At 67.7% G+C, this 13,470-nt stretch carries 11 protein-coding genes; 9 read left to right on the top strand and 2 right to left on the bottom strand.

The features are described from left to right. The first annotated feature begins 34 nt into the window (after window positions 1-34). Genes argB through argH form a run of 6 tightly spaced genes read left to right on the top strand, consistent with a single transcriptional unit; the run spans window position 35 to window position 6,489 of the window. Window positions 35-1,003 (top strand): acetylglutamate kinase, encoded by a 969-nt coding sequence (argB, locus tag ACIQCM_RS08130; protein WP_400606373.1) that lies wholly within the window; start codon window positions 35-37, stop codon window positions 1,001-1,003. Further along, window positions 1,000-2,274 carry an acetylornithine transaminase gene (locus ACIQCM_RS08125; RefSeq protein ID WP_400606375.1) on the top strand — a complete coding sequence of 425 codons (1,275 nt, stop codon included), beginning with the start codon at window positions 1,000-1,002 and terminating at the stop codon, window positions 2,272-2,274. Before argB ends, ACIQCM_RS08125 begins: the two co-directional genes overlap by 4 nt. Continuing rightward, window positions 2,271-3,275, top strand: a complete 1,005-nt coding sequence (gene argF, locus ACIQCM_RS08120; protein ID WP_400606377.1) for an ornithine carbamoyltransferase — start codon at window positions 2,271-2,273, stop codon at window positions 3,273-3,275. Before ACIQCM_RS08125 ends, argF begins: the two co-directional genes overlap by 4 nt. Continuing rightward, the gene (locus tag ACIQCM_RS08115; protein WP_400606379.1) at window positions 3,275-3,805 is read left to right on the top strand and encodes an arginine repressor; all 531 of its coding nucleotides are present in this window, start codon (window positions 3,275-3,277) and stop codon (window positions 3,803-3,805) included. The genes argF and ACIQCM_RS08115 overlap by 1 nt, the downstream gene beginning before the upstream one ends. Before the next feature lie 45 nt (window positions 3,806-3,850). After that, the gene (locus ACIQCM_RS08110) at window positions 3,851-5,056 is read left to right on the top strand and encodes an argininosuccinate synthase (RefSeq protein WP_400606380.1); all 1,206 of its coding nucleotides are present in this window, start codon (window positions 3,851-3,853) and stop codon (window positions 5,054-5,056) included. A gap of 5 nt (window positions 5,057-5,061) precedes the next feature. Next, entirely contained in the window at window positions 5,062-6,489 is a 1,428-nt protein-coding gene (gene argH, locus ACIQCM_RS08105) for an argininosuccinate lyase (RefSeq protein ID WP_400606381.1), read from the top strand. Window positions 6,490-6,580: 91 nt separating this feature from the next. Here the strand turns inward: argH and ACIQCM_RS08100 are convergent, their stop codons facing one another. Both ACIQCM_RS08100 and ACIQCM_RS08095 read right to left on the bottom strand, forming a co-directional pair. Further along, the gene (locus ACIQCM_RS08100) at window positions 6,581-7,129 is read right to left on the bottom strand and encodes a methylated-DNA--[protein]-cysteine S-methyltransferase (RefSeq protein ID WP_400606383.1); all 549 of its coding nucleotides are present in this window, start codon (window positions 7,127-7,129) and stop codon (window positions 6,581-6,583) included. Then, complete coding sequence (locus ACIQCM_RS08095; protein ID WP_400606385.1) at window positions 7,126-8,631, bottom strand: DNA-3-methyladenine glycosylase 2 family protein; 1,506 nt, start codon at window positions 8,629-8,631, stop codon at window positions 7,126-7,128. Before ACIQCM_RS08095 ends, ACIQCM_RS08100 begins: the two co-directional genes overlap by 4 nt. A 94-nt stretch (window positions 8,632-8,725) precedes the next feature. Here ACIQCM_RS08095 and ACIQCM_RS08090 point away from each other — a divergent pair, with 94 nt between their 5' ends. Genes ACIQCM_RS08090 through tyrS form a run of 3 tightly spaced genes read left to right on the top strand, consistent with a single transcriptional unit; the run spans window position 8,726 to window position 13,056 of the window. After that, window positions 8,726-9,403: a DNA-3-methyladenine glycosylase gene (locus ACIQCM_RS08090; RefSeq protein WP_400606387.1), complete on the top strand. Its 678-nt coding sequence runs from the start codon at window positions 8,726-8,728 to the stop codon at window positions 9,401-9,403. Between the two features lie 51 nt (window positions 9,404-9,454). After that, a complete protein-coding gene (locus ACIQCM_RS08085) occupies window positions 9,455-11,683 on the top strand; it encodes a HelD family protein (protein ID WP_400606389.1) in 2,229 nt (742 codons plus the stop codon). A 59-nt stretch (window positions 11,684-11,742) separates the two neighbouring features. Then, window positions 11,743-13,056 carry a tyrosine--tRNA ligase gene (gene tyrS, locus ACIQCM_RS08080; protein ID WP_400606390.1) on the top strand — a complete coding sequence of 438 codons (1,314 nt, stop codon included), beginning with the start codon at window positions 11,743-11,745 and terminating at the stop codon, window positions 13,054-13,056. Window positions 13,057-13,470: the final 414 nt, after the last annotated feature.

Raw genomic sequence — 13,470 nt, 5'->3', positions numbered from 1 at the left:
GCAGCGACCCTCCGCCACACCAGGAAGACAGGCCATGAACACCCGAACCCGCGAAAACACCTCGATGCTGGATGCCCAGGACAAAGCCGCCACGCTGATCGAAGCGCTGCCCTGGATCCAGCGCTTTGCCGGCACCACCATGGTCATCAAGTACGGCGGCAACGCGATGGTCAACGATGAACTTCGGCGCGCGTTCGCCGAGGACGTGGTGTTCCTGCACCATGTGGGCATCCACCCCGTGGTGGTCCACGGCGGCGGTCCGCAGATCAACTCCATGCTGGCCAGGCTGGGCATCGAGTCCGAATTCAAGGGCGGCCTGCGCGTCACCACGCCCGAGGCCATGGATGTGGTCCGCATGGTCCTGACCGGCCAGGTGGGCCGGGAGCTGGTAGGGCTCATCAACTCCCACGGCCCCTACGCCGTGGGCATGTCCGGCGAGGACGGCGGACTGCTCCGCGCGGTCCGCACCGGCACCGTCATCGATGGCGAAGAGGTGGACCTGGGCCTGGTGGGCGAGGTGGTGGGCGTGAACCCGGAAGGCATCCTGGACATCCTGGCGGCCGGCCGCATTCCGGTGATTTCCACCGTGGCGCCCGAAATCGCGGACGCAGGAGCGGCCGTCGACGGCCGTGCCCAGGGTGAGACGCACCAGACCACCGGCCAGGTGCTCAACGTTAATGCGGACACCGCTGCCGCCGCGCTGGCCGAAGCACTCGGTGCCTCCAAGCTGGTGATCCTCACGGACGTGGAGGGCCTGTACGCCAACTGGCCGGACCGCTCTTCGCTGATTTCCTCGCTCAAGGCTTCCGACCTGCGTGAACTGCTGCCCACCCTGGAGTCCGGCATGATCCCCAAGATGGAAGCGTGCCTTAAGGCCGTGGACGGCGGAGTTGAACGTGCCCACATCGTGGACGGGCGCCTGCCGCACTCCATGCTGCTGGAAACCTTCACCACCGCCGGCATCGGCACCCAGGTTGTTCCGGATGAGGAGGCCAACGCATGAACCGCACTGTCGACGTCAACCCCGCCGCCGGCGCCGAAGCCGCGCTGATCAACGGCAACGGCAGCGGAGCGGACTGGCTGGCCCGCTATTCCGGCTCCCTGATGGGGGTTTTCGGCACCCCGCAGCGCGTCCTGGTCCGGGGCGCCGGTTGCCTGGTGTGGGACGCCGACGGCAAGGAATACCTGGACCTGCTGGGCGGCATCGCCGTTAACGCGCTGGGCCACGCCCACCCGTTCGTGACCTCGGTCATCTGCAGCCAGCTGGCCACCCTGGGGCACGTCTCCAACTTCTTCACCAGCCCCACCCAGATTGCCCTGGCCGAGAAGCTGCTGGCCCTGGCCAAGGCGCCCGCCGGGTCCAAGGTGTTCTTCACCAACTCCGGCACCGAAGCCAACGAAGCCGCCTTCAAACTGGCCCGCCGCAACTCGGGGGCCGCGGCAGGGGAGGCTCCGCGGCGGACCAGGATCATTGCGCTCGAGGGTGCCTTCCACGGCCGGACCATGGGGGCGCTTGCACTGACGGCCAAGGAAGCGTACCGGACCCCGTTCGAGCCGCTGCCCGGCGGCGTGGTCCACATTCCGTTTGGTGACATCGCAGCCCTGGAAGCGGCGGTGGATGACACCGTTGCTGCCGTCTTCCTCGAACCCATCCAGGGCGAGGCCGGGGTACGGCCGTTGCCGGCCGGCTACCTCCAGGCGGCCCGCGCCGCCACCACCAAAGCGGGCGCCCTGCTGATCCTCGATGAGGTCCAGACCGGCATCGGACGTACCGGCAAGTGGTTCGCCAGCGAAGACGCCGGCATCGTTCCGGACGCCATCACCCTGGCCAAGGGATTGGGCGGCGGTTTCCCCGTCGGTGCGCTGATCACCCTGGGCGAGGCGCCGTCGTCGTTGTTGTCCGCCGGCCAGCACGGCACCACGTTTGGCGGGAACCCGGTGGCCACCGCAGCCGCCCTCGCAACGCTGCACGCGCTGGAGAACCAGCAGGTGCTGGCCAACGCGGCAGCGGTGGGGGAGCACCTGCGGTCCGGGCTGCGCGCCATTCCCGGCGTCACCGAGGTCCGCGGCGAAGGCCTGCTGATCGGCTTCGACCTGGACGCCGACGTCGCACCCGCGGTGGTGCAGGCAGGCCTCAACGCCGGCTTCATCGTCAACAGCCCCGGCCCGCGGACTCTCCGCCTGGCCCCGCCACTGATCCTCACCGAGGCCCAGTCCGACAGCTTCCTCGCCGCTTTCCCCGCCATCCTTCAAACCGCTAAGGACGCCCAGTGACCCCCTCATCCACCCGGCACTTCCTCAAGGACACGGACCTCAGCCCCGCAGAACAGGCGGAAGTCCTGGACCTGGCTGCGCGCATGAAAGCGGCACCGTACAGCGTCCAGCCATTTGCCGCACCAGGAAACGGGCGCAAGACCGTGGCCGTCATTTTCGACAAGACCTCCACCCGGACCCGCGTCTCCTTCGCCACCGGCATTGCGGACATGGGCGGCAACGCGCTGATCGTCAACCCGGGCGAGGCGCAGATCGGCCACAAGGAGTCCGTGGAGGACACCGCGAAGGTCCTGGAACGCATGGTCTCCACCATCGTGTGGCGCACCGGCGCGCATGCCGGCCTGGTGGCGATGGCGGAAAACTCCCGCGTTCCCGTCATCAACGCGCTGTGCGACGACTACCACCCGTGCCAGCTGCTGGCGGACCTGCTGGCCGTCAAGGAGCACAAGGGTGAACTCAGGGGTCTCACCATGAGCTACCTGGGCGACGCTGCCAACAACATGGCCAACTCCTACCTGCTCGCCGGCGTCACCGCGGGCATGCACGTCCGGATCGCGGGTCCGGAGGGGTACCTGCCGGCCGCGGACGTCGTTGCCGAAGCTGAGGAACGCGCCGCCGAGACCGGCGGTTCCGTACTCATCACCACCGACGCGGCGAAAGCCCTGCAGGGTGCCGACGTGGTAGCCACCGATACCTGGGTGTCCATGGGCCAGGAAGCCGAAAAGGAAGCCCGGCTGCAGCTGTTCCGGGAGTACGCCGTGACTGAGGAGGCCATGGCACTCGCCGCGGATGACGCCGTCGTGCTTCACTGCCTGCCCGCCTACCGCGGCTACGAAATCTCCGCCGGCGTGATCGACGGTCCGCAGTCCATCGTCTGGGACGAGGCCGAAAACCGGTTGCACGCGCAGAAGGCGCTCATGGCGTGGCTGATGCACCGCTCCGGCCTGGCCTTCGTGGACGGCCTCGCGCCGGTCGAGGGCACCGGGGAGAGCACGTTCTAGTGTCCGCCCAGCCCACCGCTGCAGGCTCCAGCCCGGCCACCAAGACAGCCCGCCAGGCGCGCATCACCGCGATCCTGACGGGCCAGTCGGTGCGTTCCCAGGCCGAACTGGCGGCCCTGCTCGCGGACGACGGCGTGCAGGTCACCCAGGCGACGCTGTCGCGGGACCTCGTGGAACTCGGCGCCGTTCGGGTCCGCGGGCAGGAGGGCGCGCTGGTCTACGCGGTTCCGGGCGAAGGCGGCGAACGCGCGGCCAAGGCGGGGGTGAGCCAGGAAATCCTGGACGCCCGCCTGGCCCGGCTCTGCAGCGAACTTCTGGTCACCGCCGAAGCGTCGGCAAACCTCGTGGTGCTGCGGACCCCGCCCGGCGCCGCGAACTTTCTCGCCCTGGCGATCGACCACTCGGTCATGCCGTCCATCCTGGGCACCATCGCCGGTGACGACACCGTGCTGCTGGTCTCCCGCGACCCGCTCGGCGGCCCGGACCTTGCCGCCCGCTTCCTGCAACTGGCTGAGGAAGCCGGGCAATAAGCTTGAAGACAATCATCAAAACAACCCCCAACAAGGAGCAACAAAGTGACTGAACGCATTGTGCTGGCCTACTCCGGCGGCCTGGACACCTCCGTCGCCATCGGCTGGATCGGCGAAGCGACCGGGGCAGAGGTCATCGCCGTGGCCGTGGACGTCGGACAGGGCGGCGAATCGCTGGAAACCATCCGCCAGCGTGCCCTCGGCTGCGGCGCCGTGGAGGCGTACGTGGCCGACGCCTCGGACGAGTTCGCCAACGAATACTGCGTCCCCACGCTGAAGGCCAACGCCCTCTACCAGGGCCACTACCCGCTGGTCTCCGCCATCTCCCGCCCGGTGATCGTCAAGCACCTGGTCAAAGCCGCCCGCGAATTCGGCGCCACCACGGTCGCGCACGGCTGCACCGGCAAGGGCAACGACCAGGTCCGCTTCGAGGTGGGCATCCAGACCCTCGGGCCGGACCTGAAATGCATTGCGCCGGTCCGCGACCTCGCCCTCACCCGGGACAAGGCCATCGCCTTCGCCGAGGAAAAGGGCCTGCCCATTGAGACCACCAAGAAGAACCCGTACTCGATCGACCAGAACGTGTGGGGACGCGCCGTCGAGACCGGCTACCTGGAAGATATCTGGAACGCGCCCACCAAGGACATCTACGACTACACCGCCACCCCGGAGTTCCCGCCGGCACCGGATGAGGTCACCATTTCCTTCGAAGCCGGCGTGCCGGTAGCGATCGACGGCGTCAAGGTCACCCCGCTGCAGGCCATCCAGGAACTCAACCGCCGCGCCGGCGCCCAGGGCGTGGGCCGCATCGACGTCGTCGAGGACCGCCTGGTGGGCATCAAGTCCCGCGAAATCTACGAGGCACCGGGCGCCATGGCGCTGATCACCGCCCACAAGCACCTCGAAGACGTCACCATCGAACGCGAGCAGGCCCGCTTCAAGGCCACCGTTGGCCAGCGCTGGGCCGAGCTGGTCTACGACGGCCAGTGGTTCTCCCCGCTGAAGCGCTCCCTGGACGCGTTCATCGAGGACACGCAGAAGTACGTCTCAGGCGACATCCGCATGGTCCTCCACGGCGGCCAGGCCATCGTCAACGGACGCCGCTCCGAGACCTCGCTGTACGACTTCGACCTCGCCACCTACGACACCGGCGACACCTTCGACCAGTCCATGGCCCGGGGCTTCATTGAACTGTGGGGCATGTCAGCCAAGGTTGCCTCCGGCCGCGACATCCGCGTCGCAGGGAAGTAGCCCGCGTGGCTGACGCAAAGTCTGAAGCTACCAACACCGGCGCACTGTGGGGCGGCCGGTTCGCCGGCGGCCCCGCTGACGCCCTTGCAGCCCTGAGCAAGTCCACGCACTTCGACTGGCGGCTGGCCCGCTACGACATCGCCGGCTCCAAGGCGCACGCCCGCGTGCTGCACAAGGCCGGCCTGCTGGACGGCGCTGAGCTGGAAGGCATGCTCGCCGCGCTCAAGCAGCTGGACGAGGACGTGGCCTCCGGCACCTACCTGCCGGCGGAGTCCGACGAGGATGTGCACGGTTCCCTGGAGCGTGGCCTGATAGAGCGCGCGGGCGCCCAGCTGGGCGGCAAGCTCCGTGCCGGCCGGTCCCGCAACGACCAGGTGGCCACGCTGGGCCGGATGTTCCTGCGTGACCACGCCCGGATCATTGCCCGTGGCGTGCTGGACACGGTGGACGCGCTGGTGGCACAGGCCAGGGCGCACCACGGGGTGGCCATGCCCGGCCGTACCCACCTCCAGCACGCCCAGCCCGTCCTGCTCAGCCACCACCTGCTGGCCCACGCCTGGGCGCTGCTGCGCGACGTGCAGCGGCTGCAGGACTGGGACAGGCGCGCCGGGATTTCGCCGTATGGTTCAGGCGCCCTGGCCGGCTCCTCGCTGGGGCTCGATCCGGAGGCGGTGGCCGCGGACCTGGGCTTCTATTCGGCGGTGCACAACTCGATCGACGGCACCGCGTCCCGCGACGTCTTCGCCGAGTTTGCCTGGGTGTGCTCCATGATCGGGGTGGACCTGTCCCGGATCTCCGAGGAAGTCATCTTCTGGGCCACCAAGGAGTTCTCCTTCGTCACGCTGCACGATTCGTACTCCACTGGATCGTCCATCATGCCGCAGAAGAAGAACCCGGACATCGCTGAGCTGGCCCGCGGCAAGGCGGGGCGCCTGATCGGCAACCTGACCGGGCTGCTGGCCACCCTCAAGGGCCTGCCGCTGGCGTACAACCGCGACCTGCAGGAGGACAAGGAGCCGGTCTTTGATGCCGCGGACACGCTGGAGCTGCTGCTTCCGGCGGTCTCCGGCATGATCGCGACGCTGACGTTCAACACGGAGCGGATGGAGTCGCTGGCACCGCAGGGCTTCGCGCTGGCCACGGACATCGCCGAGTGGCTGGTCCGGCAGGGCGTGCCGTTCCGGGAGGCGCATGAACTTTCCGGGGCTGCGGTCAAGCAGGCAGAATCCCGCGGCGTGGAGCTGTGGGACCTGACGGACGCCGAATACGCGGCCATCTCGGAGCACCTGACGCCGGAGGTCCGCACGGTCCTGTCCACGGAGGGCTCGCTCAACAGCCGCAACTCCCAGGGCGGAACGGCACCGGCCGCCGTCGAACGCCAGCTCGTGGCGCTGGAAAGCGAGCTGGAGACGGCCCGCACCTACGCCGCCTAACCCCCGACGCTCTCTCACTTCATGCGGCTTTTGGGGCAACGCTCTCTCATTTTCTTCAGGAAAATGAGAGAGCGTTGGTGTTTTTCAGGCATTAAGTGAGAGAGCGTCCGGGTATGTGGACGTTCGGGTACGCGGACGACGGCGGCTGGTTGGCTTCGCGTGCCAGCAGGCTCTCTTTGATGGCGAGCCCCCAGCGGAATCCGCCCAGCGAACCATCCGTCCGGATCACCCGGTGGCACGGCACGAACAGTGCTGCAGCGTTGAAGGCGCACGCACTCGCGGCCGCGCGCACGGCCTTTGGGTTTCCAGCCAGCGCGGCGTACTCGGTGTACGTGACCGGGGACCCGGGCCGGACTTCCCGCAGCACATTCCACGCGTGGGCACGGAACGGACCCGACTGTTGCCGGACCGGAACTGCCATGGCCGGCGCAGGGTCCCCGCTGTAGAAGGCCTCCACGGCGGGCGAGATCCCGTCCATCCGGCCGACCTCTTCCACGGAGTCCGGCCGCAGCGCGGGATGGATCTGGCCGGTCAGTTCCTCCAACCGTGCGGTCCACCCGGATGCAAGGACCACCCCGTCGTGTGCCAGAACCGTGAACGGCCCGTCGGGTGTGGACATTTCCAGCAGTTGGGCTCTCATTTCATGACTTTCAGGTCGGCGGGCCGGTGCCCGGAGGATGGTGCGGCGGCTGCCCGCCAGAGGTGCATGGTGGCGTAGGAACGCCAAGGACTGGTCTCGCGGAAATCCGGACTCAGGACGCCGCCGGCATTAATGCCGCTGCCATTAGTGCCGCCGGTCAGCGCGCGGATCCCGTTGCGTACCGCCGCGTCGTTGGCCAAGAAGATGTCAGGCGCGCCGAGGACCCGCATGGCCACGTAGCCCACCGTCCAGGGTCCCACCCCCGGCAGCGGCAGGAGGGAGGCTTCGAGCCCCGGCACGTCGCTGCCGTAGCCAAAGTCCAGCTCCCCCGAAGCCATGACTGAGGCCGTGTGCAGGAGTGCGTCAATCCTGCGCTGCGGACCGGCCAGGAGGTGCCCGGCGCCGGCAACCTGCGCCGGCGTGGGGAACAGCCGCTCCAGCCCGTCCCCGGCTGCGGTGCTGGGACTGCCCGCGGCAGACAAACGGGTGAGGGCCGTGCGGGCAGCAGCGACAGTGACCTGCTGGCCCACCATGGCCCGGATGAGCAGTTCCTGCGGGTCCACGGCTCCGGGCATGCGCATGCCGGGCGCGGCGGCCACGGAGGTGGCCAGCCTGGGATCAGCACGGAGGGTGCCGTCGATCGCTTCGGGGTCTGCGTCCAGGTCGAAGAGCCTGCGCACCCGGCTCAGCAGCGCCGGCAGGTCGCGCAGGTCCACCGCGCCCACAGTGAGGGTCAGCGGCCTGGTCCGGGAGCCGGCGTCGTAGTCGACTCGGAACCTGGCATCCCCGTGCTGCAGCCGCAGCGTGCGTGCGTAGGAGCGTGCCGTCCCTGCCTCGACGCCGGGAATGGCGCGCGCCGCCAGGAAGGAGAAGATTCCGGGGTCGAAGGGGTGCCTGTACGGGAGTGTGAGCGTGAGGGCGGTGGTCCCGCCGGCCGGCCGGTGCGGCCGGGCAGCGAGGCGAAGCGCGCCGGGGGTCATGGCAAAGACCGCCAGCATGGTTTCGTTGAACTGCCGCACGCTGCTGAAACCGGCCGCAAACGCGACGTCGGCCAGCTTCATGGACGTGGACACCAGCAGTGTTCGTGCGGTCTGGGCGCGGCCGGCCCGGGCCAGCGATAAAGGGCCGGCGCCGAGTTCCTGGGTGAGGATCCGGTTAAGCTGCCGTGCGGAGTAGCCCAGCCGTGCGGCAAGCCCCGCCACTCCGTCCCGGTTCACCACACCGTCGTTGATCAGGCGCATGGCGCGTCCGGCGACGTCCTGGCGTTGGTTCCACGCCGGGGTGCCGGGGACCGCTTCGGGGAGGCACCGCTTGCAGGCCCGGTAGCCGGCGTCGTGCGCCGCCGCGGACGTCTCGTAGAAGGTGACGTTCGCCGCTTTGGGGGTTCGCGCCGGGCACGACGGGCGGCAGTAGATGCCCGTGGTCCGCACGGCAGTGTAGAACTGTCCGTCGAAGCGGGTATCCCGGGCGTCGATGGCCCGGTAGCGCTGCCAGAAATCCATGCCTCCATCCTGCCAGCCCGCGGAGGCTGCACCTAGCGGAAATCGGACACGGCTCCGAAGGGCGAAGTGCTGCCGTCCTCGATAGAGTCTGCCCATGAGTGACCAGTTGCCTACAGACCCGGAAGACCTGCGCGGGATGCTGTCCGGAGATGCCCGCGACCTTGCCCCGCTGCTGCTCGGCGCCGTCCTGACGCACGAATCACGCGAAGGTCCGGTGTCCGTCCGGCTGACCGAGGTGGAGGCGTACCTGGGGCCGGAGGATTCGCTTCATCCGGACCCAGGCTCCCACACGTACCGCGGCCCCACACCGCGCAACGCCCCCATGTTCGGTCCGGCCGGTCACCTCTACGTTTACTTCACGTACGGAATGCACCACTGCACCAACATCGTGTGCGGGCCTCCGGGCACAGCCTCGGCCCTGCTGCTGCGGGCCGGCGAAATCGTAGACGGCCTCGAGCTGGCCAGGAAGCGCCGGCACACGTCCAGGACCGCCGCGGATCTTGCCAGCGGCCCCGCGCGGCTCGCCAAGGCGCTGGGGCTTACGACGGCGGACAGCGGCCGGGATGCCCTGGCGCCCCCTTTCGCGCTGGTGCTTCCGCCCCGCGCGGCTGAGGCGGTCAGTTCCGGACCGCGGGTGGGGGTATCCGGCGCGGGAGGGTCGGAGGAGTACGCATGGCGGTACTGGATCACGGGCGATCCCACCGTGTCCCGGTACAAGGCCGCCAAAGCCCGCCCGGTGAAGGTCAGACCAAACACGTTTGGCGACCGTTAACGGAAATGGTTGTAGAATGGTAGGTCTGTCTTTTGCGATAGGGGAACGTTAATGCTCGACGCGGATTTGGCCCACGAACGGGAGTACGTGGCCGGCCTGTATGCCCGGCTTGAAGAGCTCCGCGAGGAAAAACGCCGGCAGCTCGCGCAGGTCCGCCGGGCCGGCGCCGTGGGCACCATGCAGAATGTTTCCGAACGTGACGCCTTCGCAGCCCTCTACGAGGACCGCCTGGCGCAGCTGGACGCCGTGGATGACCGGCTGGTGTTCGGCCGTCTGGACCTGGACTCGGGGGAAGCGCAGTACATCGGCCGTATCGGCCTGTCCACCGAGGACCTGCAGCGGCTCATGGTGGACTGGCGCGCGCCGGAAGCCGGCCACTTCTACCAGGCCACCGCTTTTGACCGCCAGGGCGTGCGGCGCCGCCGGCACCTGATCCTGCATGGCCGCGAGGTCAAGGCCATTGAGGACGACGTCCTGGACGCCTCCATGCTCGCGGACAACGAATCGCTCCAGGGCGAAGGTGCCCTGCTGGCGGCGCTGAACTCGAAGCGGACCGGCCGCATGTCCGACATCGTCAGCACCATCCAGTCCGAACAGGACCGGATCATCCGCTCCTCCATCTCCGGCGCCCTCGTGGTGCAGGGCGGGCCGGGTACCGGCAAGACCGCCGTGGCGCTGCACCGTGCCGCCTACCTCCTCTACACCCACCGGGACCGGCTCAAGAGCGCAGGTGTCCTGCTGGTGGGCCCGTCGTCGTCGTTCATGAAATACATCGAGCGGGTGCTGCCCTCGCTGGGCGAAACGGGCGTCGTGATGGCCAGCCTTGGCCGGCTCATGCCGGGCATCCAGGCGGTCCCGGAACCGGAAGCCGCCGTTGCCGCCATCAAGGGACGCCTGGACATGGCCACCGTGGTGGCCAACGCCGTCTCCAACCGGCAGCGGGTCCCGGCCGCGAACCAGATCCTGGAGGTGGACGGCCGCAAGCTGGTGCTGACCCCGCGCCAGGTGCGCCGCGCCCGTGAACGCGCCCGTTCCACCGGAAAGCCGTACAACGAGGCCAGGGTGACCTTCGTGAAGATCCTGTTGCGTGAGCTGACCGAACAGCTGACGGACATGGTCGAGGCCGGGAACATCGGCAACAATGCGGACCGCTCCTATCTGGCTGAGGATGTCCGCACCGCCCGGGACGTGCGGATCGCGCTGAACCTCTGCTGGATGCCCATGACGCCGGAGAAACTGATTTCCGAGCTGTTCAGCAAGCCCGCCGTACTGGAGTTCTGCACCCCGCACATGTCTCCCGGCGAACGGAAACTGCTGCTGCGGCCGGCGGACGCCCCCTGGACCGAATCCGACGTCCCGCTGCTGGACGAGGCCGCCGAACTGCTCGGCGAACTCGACCCGGCGGCCGGCCGCGGCCTGGCCCAGCAGGAGCACGACCGCGCCCGGGACCTGGCCAACGCAAAGCAGACCCTGGTCAACATGGAAACGGCCGGCGTCGATGCGCTGATGACGGCTGAGGACCTGATGGAGCAGAACCAGGAGCGCGAGGCCAGGCTTACCGCGGCCGAGCGTGCCACCACGGACCGGACCTGGGCGTTCGGGCACATCGTGGTGGACGAGGCCCAGGAGCTGTCCCCGATGCAGTGGCGGCTGCTGGTGCGCCGGTGCCCGCTGAAGTCCTTCACCATCGTGGGTGACATTGCCCAAACCAGCTCCGTGGCCGGCGCCAACTCGTGGCAGGGCGCGCTGGCGCCCATGTTCGGGGAACGCTGGCAGCTGGAGGAGCTGACCGTCAACTACCGCACGCCCACACAAATCGCCGAGGCCGCGGTGCGGATGGCCAACGCGGCCGGCCTGGTGGTGTCGGCGCCCAAGGCGGTCCGGGAGGGCCGCTGGGCACCGGTCGTGGACCAGGTGGAGCCGGGTGCGCTGGTGGACCGCCTGGTGGAGGTACTGCCGGAGGAGCTTGCAGCGCTAGACGGCGGCCTGCTTGCGGTGATTGCCGACGGCCCCCTTCTCGCTGAAGCTGCTTCAGCCCTGCGCGCCTCCTACGGCCGGCGCATCGGCAACGGTGCGGGCAGCTATGAGCAGGACATCGTGGTGATCAGCCCACGGGAGGCCAAGGGCCTGGAGTTCGACGGCGTGGTGATCCTGGAGCCTGCCATGATGCTCAACCATGAGCACGGCAAGGTGGGGGACCTGTACGTCGCCATGACCCGTGCCACGCAGCGCCTGCGGTTGATCGCCGGCCGGCCGGTCCCTGCCGGCATCGTCCGCTGATATCGGGGGCGGTACGCTGCCCTGATGGGGCCGCCGGCAATCCTGCTAACTTAGAAGGCGTGCCAGAACTAAGCAGCCTCGAATCGCAGCAGAACGACCCGACCTTTGCCAATATCTGGCAGGAGCTGAAGTGGCGTGGCCTGGTCCATGTCTCCACCGACGAAGAGGAGCTGGAAAAGCTCCTCGCCGGTGAACCGGTTACGTATTATTGCGGCTTCGACCCCACCGCTCCGAGCCTGCACCTGGGCAACCTGGTCCAGTTGCTCCTGATGCGCCGGCTCCAACTGGCGGGGCACCGGCCCCTCGGCCTGGTGGGCGGTTCCACCGGCATGATCGGCGATCCGCGTCCGACGGCGGAGCGCACATTGAACACCAAGGACACCGTTGCTGAGTGGGTTGGGTACCTCCAGGCCCAGGTCCGCCGTTTCCTCAGCTTCGAGGGCGGCAATGCCGCCCGGATGGTCAACAACCTGGACTGGACCGCGCCGCTAAGCGCGATCGACTTCCTGCGCGAGGTGGGCAAGCACTACCGCGTCGGAACCATGCTCCGCAAGGACGCCGTGGCCTCGCGCCTGAGCTCGGATGAGGGCATCAGCTATACCGAGTTCAGCTACCAGATCCTGCAAGGCATGGACTACTTGGAGTTGTACCGCGAATACGGCTGTGTCCTGCAGACCGGCGGCTCTGACCAGTGGGGCAACCTCACCAGCGGCACGGAACTGATCCGCAAGGTGGAAGGCAAGAGCGTCCACGCGCTGGGAACCCCGCTCATCACCAATTCGGACGGCACCAAGTTCGGCAAGAGCGAGGGCAATGCGATCTGGCTCGATGCCGGCATGTGCAGCCCGTACGCCTTCTACCAGTTCTGGCTGAACACGGCCGACGCTGACGTGGTGGACCGGCTGAAGGTCTTCACCTTTCTCTCGCGCGCCGAGATCGAGGAAATCGCGGCCGCCGTGGCGGAGCGCCCGTTTGCCCGTGAGGGCCAGCGGAAGCTTGCCTTCGAAGTGACTTCGCTGGTCCATGGTGTCGCGGCTACGGAAAAGGTCATCGCCGCCTCCGCCGCCCTGTTCGGTAACGGCGACCTCTCCGCACTGGACAAGCAGACCCTGCAGGCAGCCACCTCCGAGCTTCCTTCCGCGACGGTCCAGGTGGACGCCCTCGGAATCATCGACTTGCTCGTCGCCTCCGGCTTGTCGGACAGCAAGTCCGCAGCCCGGCGCACTGTGGGGGAGGGCGGTGCCTACGTGAATAACGAGAAGGTGCTGGACCCTGAGGCCGTTATTTCGGAGTCCGAACTGCTCCATGGGCAGTACCTCCTGCTCCGCCGGGGCAAGAAGAACCTTGCCACTGTCGAGGTCCTCGTTCCCTAGGCCGGCAGCCTGCCGGCCCGCCCGATGCACGCCCTTCCGAAGCCGATTTGCACGGCCGCGGAGGGGCGTGTATTGTTTTCTGAGTCGCCGCCGCTGAGCGGTGACAAACCCCCAACAAATGAGAAGCGATTCTTGGCCGTGCAGGGCACGGATTGAAGAATTCTTCGACATTTTGCTGGGCGGATTCATCTCGACCGGGTGAATTCCGGGAAAACAACCGGATTTGCAAAAGCGAATGAAGATGAAATAAGATAAAAACATCGCAGCGAAGAAATACGAAGCGGAATTCATTGAATGAATTGCTTCGGGAATATTCGAATGTGTCTGTTGTTTGAGAACTCAATAGTGTGCCAAGTTTATTGATACCGATTTTTTATGAATTGGTTGGATTTGCTGTGCCGCCACCCCGTGGTG

It is taken from the genome of Pseudarthrobacter sp. NPDC092439 (assembly GCF_044754945.1).
GTDB lineage: Bacteria > Actinomycetota > Actinomycetes > Actinomycetales > Micrococcaceae > Arthrobacter.
Note: the sequence above shows the minus strand (reverse complement) of the source record. Positions and strands in the feature narration are given on the sequence as shown.